Source organism: Kitasatospora sp. NPDC004272, assembly GCF_053603035.1.
Window position 1 is genome coordinate 71,812 of sequence record NZ_JBSGET010000008.1, and the last position, 19,536, is coordinate 91,347.

A 19,536-nucleotide genomic window follows, 5' to 3' on the forward strand; every position below is an offset into this window, starting at 1 on the left:
CGCCGGGCCGGCACCTTCTGCATGCTGCTGATCGTCGCCCTCGCCGTCCAGAGCACCCGGGTCCAGGTGTTCCAGAAGAAGGAACTCGACCACAACGCCGCCAACCAGCGCGCCACCATCCAGCGCTACTCCCAGCCCCGCGGCAACCTGCTGGTCGCCGGACAGCCCGTCACCGGCTCCACGGAGACCGGCGGCCGCTACGCCTACAAGCGCACCTACACCGACGGCGCGCTGTACGCCGCCGTCACCGGCTACTCGTCCCAGACCTACGGCAACACCCAACTGGAGGGCGTCTACGACGACGTGCTCTCCGGCACCGACCCCGCGCTGGCCGGCTGGGCCGTCTGGGACGCCGTCACCCGGCAGCAGCAGCCCGGCGGCGACGTGGTCACCACCATCGACCCCGCCGCCCAGCGCGCCGCCGTGCAGGGCCTCGGCAACCAGAAGGGCGCCGTCGCCGCGATCGAACCCGCCACCGGCCGGATCCTCGCCCTCGCCTCCACCCCCAGCTACGACCCCGGCAGCTTCGCCGGGACGTCCAACGCCGACCAGGACGCCTGGAAGAAGCTCCAGGACGACCCCGACCAGCCGATGCTCAACCGGGCGCTGCGCCAGATCTACCCGCCCGGCTCCACCTTCAAGGTGGTCACCGCCGCCGCCGCCCTGGCGAGCGGCGTCGTCACCGACGTCGACGCCCCCACCGACGCCCCCTACCCGTACGTCATGCCCGGCACCACCACCCCGCTCAACAACGACACCACCGCCTGCGACCGGGCCGGGCTCTCACTGGACGAGGCCATGACGCTGTCCTGCAACAGCGTCATGGGCTACCTCGGCGTGCAGACCGGCCTCGACCGGATGACCGCGATGGCGCGGAACTTCGGCTTCAACGACGCCAAGCTCGACACCCCGGTGCGGGCCGCCCGCTCCAACTTCGACACCAGCATGAACACCTCCCAACTGGCGCTCTCCTCCATCGGCCAGTACGACACCGCCGCCACCCCGCTGGTGATGGCCATGGTCGCCGCCGGGGCCGCCAACGACGGCCAGGTGATGCACCCCCAGCTCGTCGACAAGCTCACCAAGGCCGACGGCAGCCAGGTCCAGCTGATGCACCCGAGCCTCTACCACCAGGCGTTCGGCTCCGGGGTCGCCCGGCAACTGCAGCAGCTGATGGTCGACGTGGTGGAGAACGGCACCGGCCGCAACGCCCGGATCCCCGGCGCCGAGGTCGGCGGCAAGACCGGCACCGCCCAGCACGGCGTCGACAACTCCGGCACCCCCTACGCCTGGTTCATCGCCTGGGCCCGCCCGGCCGGCTCCGGCAGCGTCCCGCCGGTCGCCGTCGCCGTGGTCGTCGCCGACAGCCAGGCCACCGACGTCACCGGCGGCGGGCTCGCCGCCCCCATCGCCAAGTCCGTCATGCAGGCCGTGCTGAACCGGTAGCCGGGCGCAAAACGCCGAAAAGCCGCGATTTGGTAAGGTCCGGTTCGATTCCCCACCAGAAGGACACCGATGAGCACCACCGGCCTGCTGCGGCGCAAGCCCGTCGACACCCTGATCGCCGAAGCAGGAGGCACCGGAGCCGGACACCTGCGCCGCACCATCGGCCTGTGGCAGCTGTCCGCGATCGGCATCGGCGCCACCGTCGGCACCGGCATCTTCTTCGTCCTCACCACCTCCGTCCCCGAGGCCGGCCCCGCCGTCGTGCTCTCCTTCGTGATCGCCGCCGTCACGGCCGGCCTCACCGCGCTCTGCTACGCCGAACTCGCCTCCGCCATCCCGGTGGCCGGCTCCTCCTACTCGTACGCGTACGCCACCATGGGCGAACTCGTCGCCTTCGGCGTCGGCGTCTGCCTGCTGATGGAGTACGGCGTCTCGGCCTCCGCGATCGCCGTCACCTGGGGCCAGTACCTCAACCAGTTCTCCGACCTCGCCTTCGGCCTGCACCTGCCCGCCGCGCTCACCGCCCCGCCCGGCGAGGGCGGCGTCTTCAACCTCCCCGCGGTCGTGCTGGTCGTGCTGGTCACCGTCCTGCTGATCCGCGGCGTCGGCGAGTCCGCGAAGGTCAACGCCGTCATGGTGGCGATCAAGCTCGTCATCCTGGTGCTCTTCGTCGCGGTCGGACTCACCGGCTTCACCGCCGGCAACTTCACCCCGTTCGCGCCCAACGGCTGGGACGGCGTCCAGACCGCCGCCTCTACCATCTTCTTCTCCTTCATCGGCCTCGACGCGGTCTCCACCGCCGGGGAGGAGGTCCGCGACCCGCGGCGCACCCTCCCGCTCGCCATCCTCGTCTCGCTGGTCGTCGTCACCACCCTCTACATCGCCGTCGCCGTCACCGCGGTCGGCGCCCAGCCCTGGCAGGAGTTCGACGGCCAGGAGGCCGGGCTCGCCCAGATCCTCCAGAACGTCACCGGCCACAGCTGGCCCGCCCTGGTCTTCGCGGCCGGCGCGATCGTCTCGATCTTCTCCATCACCCTCGTGGTGATCTACGGCCAGACCCGCATCCTCTACGCGATGGGCCGCGACGGCCTCCTCCCGCGCCCCTTCACCCGGGTCTCCGCCCGCACCGGCACCCCCGTCTGGAACACCCTGGTCGTCGGCACCGCGGTCGCCGTCCTCGCCGCGGTCTTCCCGCTCAAACTGCTCGCCGACATGACCTCGATGGGCACCCTGGTCGCCTTCACCGCGGTCTCGATCGGCATCGTCGTGCTCCGCCGCACCCGCCCCGACCTGCCGCGCGGCTTCAAGGTGCCGCTCTACCCCGTCACCCCGCTGCTCAGCGCCGCGTTCTGCGTCTACCTGATCACCAAGCTGCACACCGACACCTTCGTCGCCTTCGCGGTCGTCCTCGCGGTCGCGGCGGTGCTCTACTTCGGCTACAGCAGGAGGCACTCCCGCCTCGCGCAGAAGTCCTGAACGGCGGGTGCGCGCACTCAGGGGCTCGGGGAACGGCGAGGCCCAGGCTGCGCGAGGTTCACTGCCGTTGCGCGCATCTGCTTCTCATTCCCTTAAAGACACGCAGCAGCACGAACCTCCGACGGGCTCCGGCCGTCAGCAGCACGGACCCGCCGTTCCCCGGGCCCCTGATTTCGCTCCCCGCCGTTCCCAGCCGGGGCTCTGCGCTCAGCCCTTGTTGCCGACCGCCAGCACCCGGGAGGCCGCCGGGCCGGCGGCCGCGGAGCCGTGGCCGCCGCCCTCGACCTCGGCGGCGACCGCGAGGTTGCCGGAGTAGGCGGTGAACCAGGAGTTCGCCTTGTCGCTGGTGTCGACCTCGGCGGTGCCGGTCTTCGCGCCGGAACCGGCCGGCAGCGCGGGCGAGACCTCGGAGGCGGTGCCGGACTGGACGGTCTTCACCATCAGCGACCGCAGGCTGTTCAGGACCTCGGGGGAGAGGTTGCGGGCGGCCGGGGTCTGGGCCGTGCCGGGGATCAGGATCGGCTGCCGGAACACCCCGGACTGCACGGTCGCCGCGACCGAGGCCATCGCCAGCGGGTTGGTGCGGATCTTGCCCTGGCCGATGAACTCGCTGGCCGCGCCGGCCATGTTGCCCTCGACCGGGATGTCGGTGTCGAAGTTGGTCAGGCCGGTGTGCCAGACCAGGCCGAGCCCGAACACGTCCTTGGCGATCGCGGGCAGGCTGCCCGGCTTGAGGACGTCCTTGCCCTTCTCGATGAAGGAGGTGTTGCAGGAGTGGATGAACGCGTCGGTGAGCGTGTAGTCCGGGTGCGCGCCGGGCTCGTCGTTGGTGACGGCCTTGCCGGTGACCATGGTGGTCTCCGGGCAGGGCATCCCGGTGCCGGGCGTGACCCCGGCCTCCAGCAGGGCCGCCGTGGTGAGCACCTTCATGGTGGAGCCGGGCGCGGTGCCGCCGGAGAAGGCCCGGTTCTGGCCGGTGGAGGGCGAGAACGCGTACGCCAGGACGTTGCCGCTGCTGGGCTCGATCGCCACCAGCGAGGCGGGCTTGCCGCCCTGCGCGGTGACCTGCTGCTCGGCGGCGTTCTGCAGGTCCGCGTCGATGGTGAGCTTCAGGTTGGGGACGGCCCTGGGCTCCTTGACGGTGAACAGCTTCTCGTCGGTGGCCTTGCCGCCCGAGGTGGCCGGGGTGGAGATCATCACGCCGCTGCCCGCGTCCGCCGGGTCGCCGTCCTGCGGGGCCGCGCTCTTGAGCTGGTTGAGCAGGCCGACCAGCGAGGGGTAGCCGGTGAGCGGCTTGCCCTTGCGGTCGGTGACGGTGGCCGGGGTCGCGTAGACCGGCTTGACCGCGATGGTCTCGCCCGCGTCCAGCCGGGGGTGGATGACGCTGGGGGCCCAGTGGACGGCGGCGGTGCCGTCGCTCATCTTCACCACGCCGAGGACGCCGTTGTAGCTCCACGGGGTACCGGTGTCGGCGAACTCCACGGACGCCTTGAAACTTTCCAGCACGCCGGTGGGCGCCGGGCTCCCGGAGGCGGGCGCCGAGGCCGTCCCGGAGGCCGGGGCGCTCGCCGACTTGGCCGCGGCGGGGCTGGGCGCGGTGGTCGGGCCGCCGACGGTCAGGTGGACGGCGCTGGGCTTCACGTTGTCCTGGAACGCCTGCAGGGCGGCCTGCGCCTTGTCCGGGTCGTCGGTGAGCTTCGCGGCGCCGAACAGGTCGCCCTTGGCCCAGGCGTCCAGGAACGCGGTGGCGCCGGAGGCGGCGAGCTCCTGGCTCGGGGGCTCGGCGACCACGGTGCGGGGCTTCTTCGCCTCGTCCTTGCCGGAGCCCCCGTCGCCGGAGACCAGGGCGTACGCCCCGTACCCGCCACCGAGGAGCACGGCCGCGGCGAGCACCGAGACGCCGATCTTCGCGCCGTTGTTCACGTCGAGTCCCCCATGCTGTGTCGTGGCCGTCGGAGTTCAGCGGCCACGACACCATAGGCAGACCTCTTCCGTGCACTCACGACACGGGAACCTTTTGTGACAGTTCCGGTACACGTGTGCGGGAGTGGTGGCCGGGACGGGGCTAGATCCAGGTGTCCAGCCACATCCGGGCCCGCCAGTCGTCCATCGGGATCGTCTGGCCGGTGTAGATCGGGTAGAAGTACAGGAAGTTCCACATGACCGCGACCACCAGCAGTCCGGCGCCGGTGGCCCCGGCCAGCCTGCGGTCGGGCGAGGCGTCGGCCCGGCCGAGCATCGCGCCGATCATCATGGTCACCGCGAGCACCAGGAACGGGACGAAGCAGACCGCGTAGAACAGGAAGATCGTCCGGGCCTGGTAGTTGAACCAGGGCAGGTAGCCGGCGGCCAGCGCGCACAGGATCGCCCCGGCCCGCCAGTCGCGGCGCATCAGCCAGCGGTACAGGCAGTAGAGCAGCGCGACGATGCCCGCCCACCACAGGAACGGGGTGCCGATGGCGAGCACCTCGCGGGCGCACTCGGTGGTGGTGCAGCCGGCCTGGCCGTTCTTCGGCGACTCGTAGAAGAACGAGACCGGGCGGCCCAGCAGCAGCCAGCTCCACGGGTTGGACTGGTAGGTGTGCGGGTCGTGCAGGTTGACGTTGAAGTGCCAGATCTCGTGGTGGTAGTGCCACAGGCTGCGGGCCCAGTCCGGCACCCAGCCCCAGGTGTCGCTGGGGTTGTTGGCGGCCCAGTCGCGCAGGTAGCCGCCCTTGCCGGGGGCGGGGGAGGAGAGGATCCAGCCGGTCCAGGTCAGCAGGTAGGTGACGGCGGCGGTCAGGGCGACGGACACCCCGGCCCAGGCGAAGTCCCACAGGCCACGCAGGTTGCGCCCGCCGCCGGCCAGCCGGCGGCCCGAGGAGTCCCAGAACCCGGCCAGCAGCACCAGCGCCAGGACGGCCGGGGCGCCGCTCCACTTGGTGCCGGTCATCAGGCCCAGGCAGACCGCCGCGGCCAGCCGGTAGGGCCGCCAGCCCAGGTGCCACCAGTCGGCGCTCTCGCCCCGGGCCAGCCGTTCGGCGATCAGGGCGCGGCTCTTGTCCCGGTCGACCAGCAGCAGGCCGAACGCGGCCAGGAACCAGAACATCACCACCAGGTCGAGGATCGAGGTGCGGCTGAGCACGAAGTGCAGCCCGTCCACCGACAGCAGCAGGCCGGCCACGCAGCCCAGCAGGGTGGAGCGGAACATCCGGCGGGCGATCCGGGCCAGCATCAGCACCGAGAGGGTGCCGAGCACGGCCACCATGAAGCGCCAGCCGAACGGGTCCATGCCGAAGAACCGCTCGCCCAGGCCGATGATCCACTTGCCGACCGGCGGGTGGACCACGAACGCCGCGCTGGTGCTGTTCAGCGGCACCGTCGGATTGGGCGCGGTGATCAGGCCGTTGGCCTCGCTGGACCAGTTGCTCTCGTAGCCCAGGTGCCAGAGCGCGTACGCGTCCTTGGCGTAGTACGTCTCGTCGAAGATCAGCGCGTGCGGGCTGCCCAGGTTCACGAAGCGCAGCACGCCGGCGAACAGCGCGACGGCGAGCGGCCCGAGCCAGCCGGCCCACCGGCACAGCCAGGACCACAGCGGCGCGGGCAGCCGCACGCCCAGCCGGACGAGCAGCGGCGAGGGCTCGACGAGCGCCGGGGTGACGCCCGGGCCGTCCGGCATCGGCGGCACCAACTGCTCGGCCAGGGACGTGCGTCGGCGCTCCCGGTAGCCGACGCCGGACAGCGCGCGGGCCCATCGGGAGGCCGGTTCGGGCTCCGCGCGCGGAGCCGGAACGGCGGCCGGGTCGGCCGGTTCCAGCACGGTCACGCCGCCCCGCTCGGGGTGGTCCATACCACTCTCCATGTCGCCGTTCACGGGCCACATCGTAGGGGCAATGGCTGAAGTCACAAGGGGTCCCCGACCCTCGCACCTCCCCCGGCCCCCCTTCACCAGCCACGGACCGGCCCCCGGTAGGGGAGGATGGTGCCCGTGACTGGTGTTCTCGTACTGGCAGGTACCCCCATCGGCGACGTCGAGGACGCGCCCCCCCGACTGCGCGCCGAACTCGCCGGGGCGGACGTCATCGCGGCCGAGGACACCCGGCGGCTGCGCCGGCTGACCCAGGCGCTCGGGGTCGCGCCGACCGGCCGGGTGGTGTCCTACTTCGAGGGCAACGAGGTGGGCCGCACCCCCGAGTTGGTGGCCGCGCTGCAGGGCGGCGCCCGGGTGCTGCTGGTCACCGACGCGGGCATGCCCTCGGTCTCCGACCCCGGCTACCGGCTGGTGGACGCCGCCGTCGCCGCCGGGATCAAGGTCACCGCGGTGCCCGGCCCGTCCGCGGTGCTGACCGCGCTGGCGCTGTCCGCGCTGCCGGTGGACCGGTTCACCTTCGAGGGCTTCCTGCCGCGCAAGGCCGGCGACCGCTCCCGGCAGCTCGCCCAGGTCGCCGCCGAGCCGCGCACGATGGTGTTCTTCGAGGCCCCGCACCGGATCGCCGAGACGCTGGAGGCGATGGCCGCCGCGTTCGGCGCCGACCGTCCCGCCGCGGTCTGCCGGGAGCTGACCAAGACGTACGAGGAGGTCAAGCGCGGCCCGCTGGGCGAGCTGGCGGCCTGGGCCGCGGACGGCGTCCGGGGCGAGATCACCGTGGTGGTGGCCGGCGCCCCGCCCGCCGCGCCGGAGGAGGTCGGCCCGGCCGAGCTGGCCCGCCGGGTGGCCGTCCGGGAGGAGGCCGGGGAGCGCCGCAAGGAGGCGATCGCCGCGGTCGCCGCCGAGCTGGGGCTGCGCAAGTCGATCGTGTTCGACGCGGTGGTGGCGGCCAAGCACGCGCCCTGAGCGGGGCCCGGCGCCGGATCGCGCGGTGTGCTGATCGTTTTGTATGGCAATGGCCGGAATCGCGCGTACGTTGGAATGAGCACCCCAGCGGAGGGCCAATTCGGGACCAAGACTTGGCAAGCCGGGCATCGGACGGACCCTCCCGGGCATTCCCTGGGATGGAACGTCCCGCACCCGGTCGGGAAGACCGGGCGACGGGCTCCGAGCGAAGCGAGGTGGCGCATGAGCGACACGATCGACAGCCCCCGGAACGGCGGAGCACCCAGCGGCCTCGGCACGACCAGCCGTCCCGCCCCCGTGCAGACCGTCCACGAGGCGTACTCCTTCGCCTGCCTCAACTGCGGCTACGGCTGGGAGCAGGCGTACGACATCGAGCACCACACGGCCAGGGACGGCCACACCGTGGTCGAGTACACGGCGAACGGGGTCCGGGTCCCCTCCCCGCTGCGCGAGCTGGCCTGCCCGGGCTGCGGGGGCGAACGGGTCCGGATCATGCGGGCCGGGCGGGTGGCCGGCGTGGCCGCCGTCATGGAGAAGGGCTCCGGCTACGCGCCCACCGCCGAACCCGAGGGCCCGCCCGAGCCCGCCCGGATGCGGGCCCGCCGCCACTGGCTGGCCTGGCTGCACCGCCGGGCCGGCTGAACCCGGCGCCCGCCCGGCCCGGCCCCCGCCCCACCGGGGCCGGGCCGGTGGGGCCGCACCACTAGGATTCCGGGGTATGGCGGCCTTGGAACAGCACACCGGCACTGACGCGTACTACGTCACCACCCCGATCTACTACGTGAACGACCGGCCCCACCTGGGCCACGCGTACACCACCGTCGCGGGTGACGTGCTGACCCGCTGGCACCGCCAGCGCGGCGAGGACGTCTGGTACCTCACCGGCACCGACGAGCACGGTCAGAAGATCCTGCGCACCGCCGAGGCCAACGGCGTCACCCCGCAGGAGTGGTGCGACAAGCTGGTCGAGGAAGCCTGGAAACCGCTCTGGGAGCACCTGCGGATCGCCAACGACGACTTCATCCGCACCACCCAGGCCCGGCACACCGACCGGGTCCGGGAGTTCGTCCAGGACCTGTACGACAAGGGCGAGATCTACCGGGGCAGCTACACCGGCCCGTACTGCGTCGGCTGCGAGGAGTACAAGCTCCCCGGTGAACTGCTGCCCGGCGCCACCGAGACCGGGCCCGACGGAGAAGACGAGAAGCTCTGCCCCGTCCACAAGCGCCCCGTCGAGTGGCTGGAGGAGGAGAACTACTTCTTCCGGCTCTCCGCGTACGGCCCGAAGCTGCTGGAGTTCTACGCCGCCCACCCGGACTTCATCCAGCCCGCCTCCGCCCGCAACGAGGTGCTGCGCTTCGTCGAGCAGGACCTCAAGGACCTGTCGATCTCCCGCTCCACCTTCGACTGGGGCGTCCCGCTGCCCTGGGACGACAAGCACGTCCTGTACGTGTGGGTCGACGCCCTGCAGAACTACATCACCGCCGCCGGCTACGGCACCGACCCCGAGCGCTTCGCCCGGCTCTGGCCCGCCTCCGTGCACCTGGTCGGCAAGGACATCCTGCGCTTCCACGCCGTCATCTGGCCCGCCATGCTGATGGCCGCCGGACTGCCGCTGCCGCGCCGGGTGGTCGCCAACGGCTGGCTGATGGTCGGCGGCGAGAAGATGAGCAAGTCCAACCTGACCGGCATCGCGCCCACCGACCTGACCTCGCACTTCGGCGTCGACGCGTACCGCTACTACTTCCTGCGGGCCATCCCGTTCGGCACCGACGGGTCCTTCTCCTGGGAGGACTTCACCGCCCGCTACACCTCCGAACTCGCCAACGGCCTCGGCAACCTGGCCTCCCGGGTCGCCGCGATGGTCGGCAAGTACTTCGACGGCGCGCTCCCCGCCGCGACCGACCACGGCCCCGCCGAACAGGCCCTCGCCGACGCGCTGGTCAGGGCCACCGCCGAGGCCGACCGGAAGATCGGCGAGGAACTCGACTTCGCCGGCGGCATCGCCGCCGTCTTCGAGTTCGTCAAACTGGTCAACGGCTACCTCACCGAACAGGAGCCCTGGAAGGCCGCCAAGTCCCCCGACGGGCAGGACCGGCTCGCCACCGTCCTGTACACCGCCGCCGAGGCGCTGCGGGCCACCGCCGTCCTGCTCAACCCGCTGATGCCGGACTCCGCCGCCAAGCTCTGGGCCTCGCTCGGCGCCGAACCCGCGCTCGGCGCGCTCGCCGACCAGCCGATCGCCACCGTCGCCGACTGGGGCCGGCTGCCCGCCGGAGCCACCGTCACCAAGGGCGCGGTCCTCTTCCCCCGCCTCGAAGAGAAGGCTGCCGTCTGATGGCCGCGAGCAAGAGCAAGAAGGAACAGGACCGCACCCCGCCGCCGCTCCCCGAGCCGCTGGCCGTCCCGGTCGCCGACTCGCACACCCACCTCGACATGCAGTCCGGCACCCCCGCCGAGGGTCTGGCCCGGGCCGCCTCGGTCGGCGTCACCACCGTCGTCCAGGTCGGCTGCGACGTCCCCGGCTCGCAGTGGGCCGCCGACCTCGCCGCGCAGTTCGAGCAGGTGCACGCCGCCGTCGCCCTGCACCCCAACGAGGCCCCGCGGATCTTCCTCGGCGACCCCGACGGCTGGTCCGGGCAGCAGCGCAAGGCGGGCGGGCAGGACGCCCTCGACGCGGCCCTCGCCGAGATCGACCGCCTCGCCGCCCTCCCGCAGGTCCTCGCCGTCGGCGAGACCGGCCTCGACTACTTCCGCACCGGCCCCGAGGGCGTCGACCTGCAGAAGGAGTCCTTCCGCCGGCACATCGAGATCGCCAAGCGGCACGGCAAGGCCCTGGTCATCCACGACCGCGACGCCCACCAGGACGTCATCGACCTCCTGCTCGAAGAGGGCGCCCCCGAGCGCACCGTCTTCCACTGCTACTCCGGCGACGCCGCGATGGCCCGCACCTGCGCCGAGCACGGCTGGTACCTCTCCTTCGCCGGCCCCGTCACCTACAAGGCCAACCACGCCCTGCGCGAGGCCCTCACCGCCACCCCCCTCGACCGCGTCCTGGTCGAGACCGACGCCCCCTTCCTCACCCCGCACCCCTACCGCGGCCGCCCCAACGCCCCGTACCTGATCCCGGTCACGCTGCGCGCGATGGCCGACCACCTGGCGCTCGGCGAGGACGAGTTGGCGACGGCGATCGCCGCGAACACGGCCCGGGCCTTCGGCTACTGACCGCATCCCGGTGACGGGCTCTCTCGTTAGCATGGAGGCAGCGAGGAGGCTGAGATGACCGCCGAACCGATCGACTGGGTGTACCCGCCGGCCAGCGGCTGGACGTTCGACCAGGTCAATGAGCTCGATCTGCCGTTCAAGTGGGAACTGGTGGACGGAGCGATCGTGGTCAGGGGACAGACGCTTTGGTGGCACAACCGAGTGCGGGACCGTCTGCTCGTGCAACTGCTCGCGGCGAGCGACGAGCCCTACGACGCGAACGTGGAGCAGGCCGTCATGCTCGACGAGCACAACGTCGTGCTCCCCGACGTCATGGTGTTCGACGAAACGGGTCTGGAGGTCTCCGAGCTGGCGTGCACCCCGGTGGAGTCGGTGGTCCTGGCCGTCGAGGTGGTCTCTCCCGGTTCGAAGGTGGCCGACCGCTTCACCAAGCCCGGCCTGTACGCGGAGAAGGGCGTCCAGTCCTACTGGCGCGTCGAGCGCGGCGAGGACGACGTCCCCGTCGTGCACGAGTTCCGGCTCGACCCGGAGCAGGGCGTCTACTTCCCGGTCGCCGTGCACGAGGGGTCGCTCCGCACCGAGCTGCCGTTCCCCGTCGAGATCGATCTGAAGCGGCTCGTCAAGCGCTGACCCTTATCCTTGCCGGGTGAGCACCACCGAACCCACCTCCGACGGCCACCTGCTGGGCGCCGCCGACATCCGCGCGCTGGCCGAGGCGTTCGGCGTGAAGCCGACCAAGCAGCGCGGGCAGAACTTCGTCATCGACGGGAACACCGTGCGGCGGATCGTCCGGGCGGCGGAGGTGACGGAGCAGGACGCGGTGGTCGAGGTCGGGCCGGGGCTCGGGTCGCTGACGCTGGCGCTGCTGGAGGTGGCGCGGCACGTCACGGCGGTGGAGATCGACCCGGTGCTGGCGCGGCACCTGCCGGACACCGTCAAGGGGCGGACGCCCGCGAAGGCGGACAGCTTCGACCTGGTGCTGAGCGACGCGATGGAGGTCACCGAGCTGCCCGGCCCGCCGCCGACCGCGCTGGTCGCGAACCTCCCGTACAACGTGGCCGTCCCGGTGCTGCTGCACATGCTGGCGCAGTTCCCCAGCATCGAGCGCACCCTGGTGATGGTGCAGAGCGAGGTCGCCGACCGGCTCGCCGCCAAGCCCGGCAACAAGGTGTACGGCGTGCCCTCGGTGAAGGCCAACTGGTACGCGGAGGTGAAGCGCGCCGGGGCGATCGGGCGGAACGTGTTCTGGCCCGCGCCGAACGTCGACTCCGGCCTGGTCTCGCTGGTCCGCCGCGACCCGCCGGTCACCACCGCCACCCGCCGCGAGGTGTTCGCCGTGGTGGACGCCGCCTTCGCGCAGCGCCGCAAGACGCTGCGGGCCGCGCTGGCGGGCTGGGCCGGCTCGCCCGCCGCCGCCGAGGAGGCGCTGCGCGGCGCCGGCATCGACCACACGCTGCGCGGCGAGATGCTCACGGTGGAGCAGTTCGCCGCGATCGCCGAGCACAAGCCCGAGGCAGCGGAGGAACACTGAACATGGTCACGGTCCGGGTCCCCGCCAAGGTCAACGTCCAACTCGGCGTCGGCGGGGTCCGCCCCGACGGCTACCACGACCTGGCGAACGTCTTCTTCGCCGTCGCCCTCGGCGACCAGGTCACCGCCAGCCCCGGCCAGGGCGTCACGCTCAGCTGCGAGGGCCCCGACGCCGACGCCGTCCCGCTCGACGACGGCAACCTGGCCGCCCGCGCCGCCCGGCTGCTCGCCGCCCACCACGGCCTCGCCGACCCCGGCGTCCACCTGCACATCGACAAGGCCATCCCGGTGGCCGGCGGCATGGCCGGCGGCAGCGCGGACGGCGCCGCCGCGCTGCTCGCCTGCGACGCGCTGTGGGGCCTGGACACCCCGCTGCCCGTCCTGCTGGAACTCGCCGCCGAGCTCGGCTCCGACGTCCCGTTCGCGCTGCTCGGCGGCGTCGCGCTGGGCCGCGGCCGGGGCGAGCTGCTGGAGCCGCTGCCGGTGGCCGGCACCTTCCACTGGGTGTTCGCGGTCGCCGACGGCGGCCTGTCCACCCCGGCGGTCTTCCGCGAGTGCGACCGGCTGCGCGAGGAGTCCGGCCTCGGCTCCTCGCTCGCCGACGTCCCCACCCCCGACGCCGATCCCGCCCTGCTCACCGCCCTCGCCGAGGGCGACCCGGTCGCGCTGGCCGCCGCCCTCGCCAACGACCTGCAGGCCGCCGCCGTCTCGCTGCGCCCCGCCCTCGCCGACACCCTGCACGCCGGCACCGAGGCGGGCGCCCTGGCCGCCCTGGTCTCCGGCTCCGGCCCGACCTGCGCCTTCCTGGCCAAGGACGCCGACGCCGCCGCCCAGATCGCCGCCGCCCTGCGCGCCTCCGGCACCTGCCGGACCGCCCACGCCACCCACGGCCCGGTCCCGGGCGCGCGGGTGGTCGAGGTGGTCCACACCTCTGCTTGACCTGGAGCGCGCTCCGGGTTCCAGACTCGTGACCGCGGCCCGCACCGGGCGGGTCGCGGAAACGAGGGGAACCCGGATGCGCAAGCGCACCATCGGAACCGACCCGCGCACCCGCCGTGAGGTCAGCGTGCTCAGCCTCGGCGCGATGCTGTTCGGCACGCTCACCGACGAGGCCACCTCCTTCGCGGTGCTGGACCGCTACGTCGAGGCGGGCGGCACCTTCATCGACACCTCCAACAACTACGCGTACTGGCAGGACGGCGGCCAGGGCGGCATCAGCGAGAACGTGCTCGGCCGGTGGCGGGCCAGCCGCGGCATCACCGACGAGGTGGTGATCGCCACCAAGCTCGGCGCCCGCCCGAAGGCCCCCGGCACCGGGTTCGTCGAGAACGGCGAGGGCCTGTCGGCGGAGGTGATCCGGTCCTCCTCGGAGGCCAGCCGCAAGCGCCTGGGCGTCGACAAGCTCGACCTGCTGTACGCGCACATCGAGGACACCGAGGTGCCGCTCGCCGAGACGGTGCACGCCTTCGGCGAGCTGGTGCAGGAGGGGACGGTCGGGCTGCTCGGCGTCTCCAACCACTGGTCCTGGCGGGTCGAGCGGGCCCGCAACCTCGCCGCGCAGGCGGGGCTCCCCGGCTACGAGGTGCTCCAGTACGGCCACACCTACCTGCGCCGCCGCGCCGACCTGCCCGGTTTCCTCTCCGCCGACGGCGACCAGGCCGCGGTGCACGGCGACCTGATCTCCTACCTCAAGGAGAACCCGGAGCTGACCATGGTCGCCTACTCCCCGCTGCTCGGCGGCGGCTACGTCCGCCCCGACAAGCCGCTCGGCCCGTCCTTCGACCACGCCGGCACCCCCACCCGGCTCGCCGCCCTCGACACCGTGGCGAAGGAGACCGGCGCCACCCGCAACCAGGTCGTGCTGGCCTGGCTGCTCGGCGGCGAACTCCCGGTGATCCCGCTGGTCGGCGCCTCCTCGGTGGCCCAACTCGACGAGAGCCTGGCGGCGCTGGACCTGGAACTGACCGCCGAGCAGCGGACCCTGCTGGACGCCGCCCGCTAGGGCGGGGAGCACGGGCGGCCACGGCACTAGGCTGGAGGCTCGTTCCAGCCCCTTCCTCAGGAGTGCAGCTTCGTGGCCGTCAACCTCGCCACCATCGAGTCCGTCACCAAGGTGTACGGCACCAGGGCCCTGCTGGACGGGGTGAGCCTCGGCGTCAGCGAGGGCGACCGGATCGGCGTGGTGGGCCGCAACGGCGACGGCAAGACGACGCTGATCCGGATGCTGGCCAAGCTGGAGGAACCCGACACCGGCCGGATCACCCACTCCGGCGGGCTCCAGCTGGCGGTGCTGACCCAGCACGACTCGCTGGACCCGGAGGCCACCATCCGGCACGAGGTGATCGCCGGCCGGGCCGACCACGAGTGGCTCGGCGACGCCCGGATCCGCGACATCATCCAGGGCCTGTTCGGCGGCCTCGACCTGCCCGGCTTCCCGAACGGCCTGGACACCGTGATCGGCCCGCTCTCCGGCGGCGAGCGCCGCCGGATCGCGCTCGCCAAGCTGCTGCTCGGCGAGCCCGACCTGGTCGTGCTGGACGAGCCCACCAACCACCTCGACGTGGAGGGCATCGCCTGGCTGGCCAAGCACCTGCAGAACCGCCGCTCCGCGCTGGTCTGCGTCACCCACGACCGGTGGTTCCTGGACCAGGTCTGCACCCGGATGTGGGACGTCCAGCGCGGCGAGGTCCGCGAGTACGAGGGCGGCTACTCGGACTACGTGTTCGCCCGCGCCGAGCGCTCCCGGATCGAGGCCACCGAGGAGCAGAAGCGGCAGAACCTGGCCCGCAAGGAGCTGGCCTGGCTGCGCCGCGGCGCCCCCGCCCGCACCTCCAAGCCGCGCTACCGGATCGAGGCCGCGAACGCGCTGATCGCGGACGTCCCGGAGCCGCGCGACAAGTCCGAGCTGATGAAGTTCGCCAACGCCCGGCTCGGCCGCACCGTCTTCGACCTGGAGGACGTGACCGTCAAGGCGGGCGACAAGCTGCTGCTGGAGCGCCTCACCTGGCAGCTCGGCCCGGGCGACCGGATCGGCCTGCTCGGCGTCAACGGCGCGGGCAAGACCTCGCTGCTGCGGGCGATGCAGGCCGCGTACGCCACCGAGGGCGACGTGCAGCCGGCCGGCGGCGTGATCAAGGTCGGCAAGACCGTCCGCCTCGCGTACCTCTCCCAGGAGGTCGCCGAGCTGGACCCGGCCACCCGCGTCCTGCAGGCCGTCGAGCAGGTCCGCGGCCGGGTCGACCTGGGCAAGGGCCGGGAGATGAGCGCCGGGCAGCTGTGCGAGCAGTTCGGCTTCGGCAAGGACAAGCAGTGGACGCCGGTCGGCGACCTCTCCGGCGGCGAGCGGCGCCGGCTGCAGCTGCTGCGGCTGCTGATGGACGAGCCCAACGTGCTGTTCCTCGACGAGCCCACCAACGACCTCGACATCGAGACCCTCAACCAGCTGGAGGACGTGCTCGACGGCTGGCCCGGCTCGATGGTCGTGATCAGCCACGACCGGTTCTTCATCGAGCGCACCACCGACACCGCGTACGCGCTGCTCGGCGACCGCCGGATGCGGATGCTGCCGGGCGGCGTCGACGAGTACCTGGAGCGCCGCACCGCGATGGCGGAGGCCGCCGCGGCCGCCTCCGCCGCGCAGGTCCCGGCCGCCGCGGAGCCCTCCGGGCTGTCGGCGGGCGACCTGCGGGCGGCCAAGAAGGAGATGCAGAAGCTGGAGCGGCAGATCGCCAAGCTGGACGAGCAGGAGTCCAAGCTGCACACCCAACTGGCCGAGCACGCCGCCGACTTCTCCAAGGTCGCCGAGCTGGACGCGCAGCTGCGCAAGGTCCGCGAGGACAAGGAGGAGCTGGAGATGTCCTGGCTGGAGCTGGCCGAGCAGGTCTGATCCCGCCCGCCCGGGCCGTCAGCCGTCCAGCAGCAGGTCGAGCTCGTCGGCGGCCCGGGCCAGCGCGCTGCGGTCCGGGTCGTGCGGGGCGGTCGGCCGGGCGATCCGGCCGGTCGGCGGACGGTAGTCGCGGGCGGCGGCGGTGATCCGCTCCAGCGAGCGCAGCACCCGTCCGATCACCTCCGGCTCCGGCTGCCGCCCGCCGTAGCGCAGCTGCGCGGCGTACGCGGCGACCGCGCCGGACAGCCGCTCCAGCGCGGCGGTGGTCGGCATCCAGCGCTCGGCCAGCCGCCCGGCCGGCGGCGGCTCGGCCAGGCCCAGGTCCACCTGCCGCCGGGCGTCGGCCAGCGCCCGGTACGCGGTGCGCCGCAGCCACACCTCGGCGACCGGCGCGGACCGGCCCGCCACCACCGCCGTCAGGTAGCGCCGCAGGGCGCTCGCGGCGGTGACGATGCCCGGCTCGATCCGGTGCGGCGGCCGCTCCGGCCACAGCAGGTAGCCGAAGACCAGCACGATGGCACTGGCCAGCGCGGTGTCCAGCACCCGCGGCCAGAACTCGGCCGACCCGCTCTCCCCGCCGAGCTGCACCAGCAGCAGCGCCACCGGCGTCATCACGATGGTGTTCAGCCCGTAGTGGGCGGCCGTCGAGTACGGCAGCAGCGCCACGCACAGCGCGATGGCCAGGCTCAGCGCCCAGGGTTCGGTGGTCAGCGCCAGCAGCACCGCGGCGACCGCGATGCCCAGCACGGTGCCCAGCGCCCGGCTGACCGCCCGCTGGAACACCGAGCCCAGGTCCGGCTTCAGGACGAACGCCACCGTCATCGGCACCCAGTAACTGCGCTCCAGCGGAAGCAGGTTGACCGCCGCCTCGGCCACCGCCACGCACAGCGCCACCCGCAGCCCGTAGCGCACCGAGCCGCGCGACAGCAGCCGGGCCCGCAGCCGCCACGGGTCCGGCGGCGGCGGGGCGGCGGTGTCCAGCGGCGCCCAGCGGCCCGCGACGGTGTCGGCGGCGGCCCGCAGCGCGGTGTCGAACGCCGTCCGGGACGGGGTGTCCGGCCGCCAGTCCGGGTACGCCGGCTCCGGGCCGCCGGTGATCTGCGCGGCCAGCCGGGCCGGGAACGCCGCCAGCTCCGGCGGCACCGGGCGCCACGCCCACAGCAGCCCGGCCGCCGCCTCGGTCGCGCCCAGCGCGGCCTCGTACGAGCGGCGCAGCCGGTGCAGCCGCTCCGGCTCGCGGCGGCCCGGGCGGGGCGGCGGCAGCAGGTCCTGCATCTGGTTGAGCCGGCCGGTGAGCAGGCGGCGGGCGGCCGCGCCGTCCGGGGTGCCGAGGGCGGCCAGCAGGCCGCCCAGCGCCAGGTAGACGTCGGCGAGCGCCAGGGTGCGCGGGTCGGTGCGCACGTCGGCGCGGTAGCGCACCCCCATCAGCAGCACCAGCGCCGCCCCGCACGGCATCATCGCGGGCGCCGCCCACCACGGGTGCGGCAGCGCCATCCCGCCGCCCAGCGAGGCCGAGACCAGCAGCAGCATCCCGGCCGCCGAGCCGCGCGGACCGGTCGCCGACAGCGCCCCGCCCGCGAAGCCCACCAGGGTCAGCGCCGCCCCGATCTCCAGCCCGCCCGCGCCCCGGTACTGCAGCTCCGCCCCGATCAGCATCCCGGTCGTCGAGGCGGCCAGCGCCAGCGCGATCCGCGGCGCCCGCAGCCGCAGCGGCTCCACCCGGTCGTTCATCGTCGCGTGCATCGCCCCCAGCGCCGCGAACACCCCCAGCGCCAGCCGCCCGCACACCAGCCCCACCCCGAGCGGCACCGCCATCCCCACCGCGGCCCGCACCACCAGCACCCGCGGCACCACCGGCCTGGCCGGCCGCAGGGCCAGCGCCCACCAGGCGGAGGGACCACCGGGAGCACGGCCGCGGCCGGGGGCTGACACAGGATCACGCGCCTTCGCTGCAATGGTGTTCGCGGCTGCTGGGCGACATTGCACGGCAGATCGGGTCTTCTCGGGCAGTTTAGCCCTCCGACCTGGCCGAAGCCGATTTCCCATGGGGTCGGCGGAGCATGTAATGTTTCCCTCGTCGCAAGGGGAGCCGCGAGGCGCCCGGAGCAACAAGCCCCTATAGCTCAGTCGGTAGAGCGTCTCCATGGTAAGGAGAAGGTCTGCGGTTCGATTCCGCATGGGGGCTCAGATCGGGAAGGCCCCGCCGGAAGGCGGGGCCTTCCGCGTTTTCCGGGCCGCGCGGGGGTTCGCGCGGTTCCGCTTCCGGAGATCCTCTGGCGGGCCGGGCGATTGTGCGCTCTGATGGTGCGTCTGTCGGGCCGGGGAGTGGGGGCGGGATGAGCGCACGGCTCGTGGTGGTGGACGACCACCGGCTGATGGCCGAGGCGCTGGGGGCCGCCCTGCAGCAGCGCGGGCACCGGGTGCTGGGGATCGGGTCGCCGTGCGGGGCCGCCCTGGAGCTGGTCGCCGGGCGGCGACCGGAGGTGTGCCTGCTGGGGACGGGCGGCGGGGCGGAGGACCCGTTCGAGCCGTTGCGGCGGTTGCGGCGGGAGCGGCCGGAGATCGCGGTGGTGGTGCTGGGGCCGCTGGGCGCGCCGGGCCGGGTGGCGGCGGCGTTCGCGGCGGGGGCGGCGGGGTACGTGCGCAGCGACGAGCGGATCGAGGTGGTGGACCGGTCGATCGCGCGGGTCCGGGCGGGTGAGGTGGCGGTCGCGGTGGACGTGCTACGGGCCGCGTTCGAGCACCTGCTGTGGCCGGTGGCGGAACCGGACGACGAGGCGCTGCGGCTGCTGCGGCTGCTGACCCGGCGCGAGGTCCAGGTGCTGGCCCGGATCGCGGACGGCGAGGACACCGCGGCGATCGCCGCGGCGATGCGGATCGCCCCGTCGACGGCCCGCACGCACGTCCAGCGGGTGCTGACCAAGCTGGGGGCCCGCTCCCGGCTGGAGGCCGCCGCGCTGGCCGCCCGGACCGGGCTGCTGGACCAACTGGCCTGAACCGGCCGTTCAGACGGGTGCCATATGCTCCCGGGGGAGGAACACCCGAAAGTCGCGGAGGTCAGAGGGCATGAGCAAGTACCTGGTCACGGGCGGAGCCGGCTACGTCGGGAGCGTGGTGGCGGCGCACCTGTTGGAGGCGGGCCACTCGGTGACGGTGCTGG

At 73.2% G+C, this 19,536-nt stretch carries 16 protein-coding genes and 1 tRNA gene; 14 read left to right on the forward strand and 3 right to left on the reverse strand.

From position 1 onward, the window contains the following. The first annotated feature begins 21 nt into the window (after positions 1–21). Entirely contained in the window at positions 22–1,446 is a 1,425-nt protein-coding gene (locus tag ACWEO5_RS04865; RefSeq protein ID WP_452160189.1) for a penicillin-binding transpeptidase domain-containing protein, read from the forward strand. A 69-nt stretch (positions 1,447–1,515) separates the two neighbouring features. Further along, the gene (locus tag ACWEO5_RS04870) at positions 1,516–2,922 is read left to right on the forward strand and encodes an APC family permease (protein ID WP_452160164.1); all 1,407 of its coding nucleotides are present in this window, start codon (positions 1,516–1,518) and stop codon (positions 2,920–2,922) included. Positions 2,923–3,129: 207 nt separating this feature from the next. Here the strand turns inward: ACWEO5_RS04870 and ACWEO5_RS04875 are convergent, their stop codons facing one another. Next, positions 3,130–4,845 (reverse strand): penicillin-binding transpeptidase domain-containing protein, encoded by a 1,716-nt coding sequence (locus ACWEO5_RS04875; protein WP_452160166.1) that lies wholly within the window; start codon positions 4,843–4,845, stop codon positions 3,130–3,132. Between the two features lie 142 nt (positions 4,846–4,987). Continuing rightward, positions 4,988–6,751: a dolichyl-phosphate-mannose--protein mannosyltransferase gene (locus tag ACWEO5_RS04880; RefSeq protein ID WP_452160191.1), complete on the reverse strand. Its 1,764-nt coding sequence runs from the start codon at positions 6,749–6,751 to the stop codon at positions 4,988–4,990. Between the two features lie 138 nt (positions 6,752–6,889). Between ACWEO5_RS04880 and rsmI the strand changes: the two genes are divergently transcribed. From rsmI to ACWEO5_RS04925, 9 genes are all read left to right on the forward strand, one after another. Then, on the forward strand, positions 6,890–7,735 hold the full coding sequence (rsmI, locus tag ACWEO5_RS04885; RefSeq protein ID WP_344554141.1) for a 16S rRNA (cytidine(1402)-2'-O)-methyltransferase: 846 nt from the start codon (positions 6,890–6,892) through the stop codon (positions 7,733–7,735). A 222-nt stretch (positions 7,736–7,957) separates the two neighbouring features. After that, positions 7,958–8,377: a hypothetical protein gene (locus ACWEO5_RS04890; RefSeq protein ID WP_344554143.1), complete on the forward strand. Its 420-nt coding sequence runs from the start codon at positions 7,958–7,960 to the stop codon at positions 8,375–8,377. 76 nt (positions 8,378–8,453) lie between these two features. Next, the gene (gene metG, locus ACWEO5_RS04895; protein ID WP_452160169.1) at positions 8,454–10,073 is read left to right on the forward strand and encodes a methionine--tRNA ligase; all 1,620 of its coding nucleotides are present in this window, start codon (positions 8,454–8,456) and stop codon (positions 10,071–10,073) included. Beyond that, a complete protein-coding gene (locus ACWEO5_RS04900) occupies positions 10,073–10,960 on the forward strand; it encodes a TatD family hydrolase (protein ID WP_452160171.1) in 888 nt (295 codons plus the stop codon). Before metG ends, ACWEO5_RS04900 begins: the two co-directional genes overlap by 1 nt. Positions 10,961–11,014: 54 nt before the next feature. Beyond that, entirely contained in the window at positions 11,015–11,590 is a 576-nt protein-coding gene (locus ACWEO5_RS04905) for a Uma2 family endonuclease (protein WP_452160173.1), read from the forward strand. A 16-nt stretch (positions 11,591–11,606) separates the two neighbouring features. After that, positions 11,607–12,491 carry a 16S rRNA (adenine(1518)-N(6)/adenine(1519)-N(6))-dimethyltransferase RsmA gene (gene rsmA, locus ACWEO5_RS04910; RefSeq protein ID WP_452160175.1) on the forward strand — a complete coding sequence of 295 codons (885 nt, stop codon included), beginning with the start codon at positions 11,607–11,609 and terminating at the stop codon, positions 12,489–12,491. A 2-nt stretch (positions 12,492–12,493) separates the two neighbouring features. Then, positions 12,494–13,429, forward strand: a complete 936-nt coding sequence (locus ACWEO5_RS04915; protein WP_452160177.1) for a 4-(cytidine 5'-diphospho)-2-C-methyl-D-erythritol kinase — start codon at positions 12,494–12,496, stop codon at positions 13,427–13,429. Between the two features lie 76 nt (positions 13,430–13,505). Then, positions 13,506–14,492: an aldo/keto reductase gene (locus ACWEO5_RS04920; protein WP_452160179.1), complete on the forward strand. Its 987-nt coding sequence runs from the start codon at positions 13,506–13,508 to the stop codon at positions 14,490–14,492. Positions 14,493–14,564: 72 nt separating this feature from the next. After that, entirely contained in the window at positions 14,565–16,376 is a 1,812-nt protein-coding gene (locus tag ACWEO5_RS04925; RefSeq protein ID WP_452160181.1) for an ABC-F family ATP-binding cassette domain-containing protein, read from the forward strand. A gap of 18 nt (positions 16,377–16,394) precedes the next feature. Here ACWEO5_RS04925 and ACWEO5_RS04930 read toward each other — a convergent pair whose 3' ends face one another. Then, on the reverse strand, positions 16,395–18,308 hold the full coding sequence (locus tag ACWEO5_RS04930) for an FUSC family protein (RefSeq protein ID WP_452160183.1): 1,914 nt from the start codon (positions 18,306–18,308) through the stop codon (positions 16,395–16,397). A 180-nt stretch (positions 18,309–18,488) separates the two neighbouring features. Between ACWEO5_RS04930 and ACWEO5_RS04935 the strand changes: the two genes are divergently transcribed. The 3 genes from ACWEO5_RS04935 to ACWEO5_RS04945 all read left to right on the forward strand — a co-directional run. Beyond that, positions 18,489–18,561: transfer RNA gene (locus ACWEO5_RS04935), tRNA-Thr, on the forward strand. Positions 18,562–18,712: 151 nt separating this feature from the next. Continuing rightward, on the forward strand, positions 18,713–19,372 hold the full coding sequence (locus tag ACWEO5_RS04940) for a LuxR C-terminal-related transcriptional regulator (protein ID WP_452160185.1): 660 nt from the start codon (positions 18,713–18,715) through the stop codon (positions 19,370–19,372). Positions 19,373–19,442: 70 nt separating this feature from the next. After that, positions 19,443–19,536: NAD-dependent epimerase/dehydratase family protein (locus ACWEO5_RS04945; RefSeq protein WP_380241005.1), on the forward strand; the 94-nt coding region annotated here is incomplete at its 3' end.

What these genes read in the sequence shown, in the direction of transcription:
- ACWEO5_RS04865 (WP_452160189.1), top strand. Translation starts at nt 22, where the DNA reads ATGCTGCTGATCGTCGCCCTCGCCGTCCAGAGCACCCGGGTCCAGGTG.
- ACWEO5_RS04870 (WP_452160164.1), top strand. Translation starts at nt 1,516, where the DNA reads ATGAGCACCACCGGCCTGCTGCGGCGCAAGCCCGTCGACACCCTGATC.
- ACWEO5_RS04880 (WP_452160191.1), bottom strand. Translation starts at nt 6,751, where the DNA reads ATGGACCACCCCGAGCGGGGCGGCGTGACCGTGCTGGAACCGGCCGAC.
- ACWEO5_RS04890 (WP_344554143.1), top strand. Translation starts at nt 7,958, where the DNA reads ATGAGCGACACGATCGACAGCCCCCGGAACGGCGGAGCACCCAGCGGC.
- metG (WP_452160169.1), top strand. Translation starts at nt 8,454, where the DNA reads ATGGCGGCCTTGGAACAGCACACCGGCACTGACGCGTACTACGTCACC.
- ACWEO5_RS04900 (WP_452160171.1), top strand. Translation starts at nt 10,073, where the DNA reads ATGGCCGCGAGCAAGAGCAAGAAGGAACAGGACCGCACCCCGCCGCCG.
- ACWEO5_RS04905 (WP_452160173.1), top strand. Translation starts at nt 11,015, where the DNA reads ATGACCGCCGAACCGATCGACTGGGTGTACCCGCCGGCCAGCGGCTGG.
- ACWEO5_RS04915 (WP_452160177.1), top strand. Translation starts at nt 12,494, where the DNA reads ATGGTCACGGTCCGGGTCCCCGCCAAGGTCAACGTCCAACTCGGCGTC.
- ACWEO5_RS04920 (WP_452160179.1), top strand. Translation starts at nt 13,506, where the DNA reads ATGCGCAAGCGCACCATCGGAACCGACCCGCGCACCCGCCGTGAGGTC.
- ACWEO5_RS04940 (WP_452160185.1), top strand. Translation starts at nt 18,713, where the DNA reads ATGAGCGCACGGCTCGTGGTGGTGGACGACCACCGGCTGATGGCCGAG.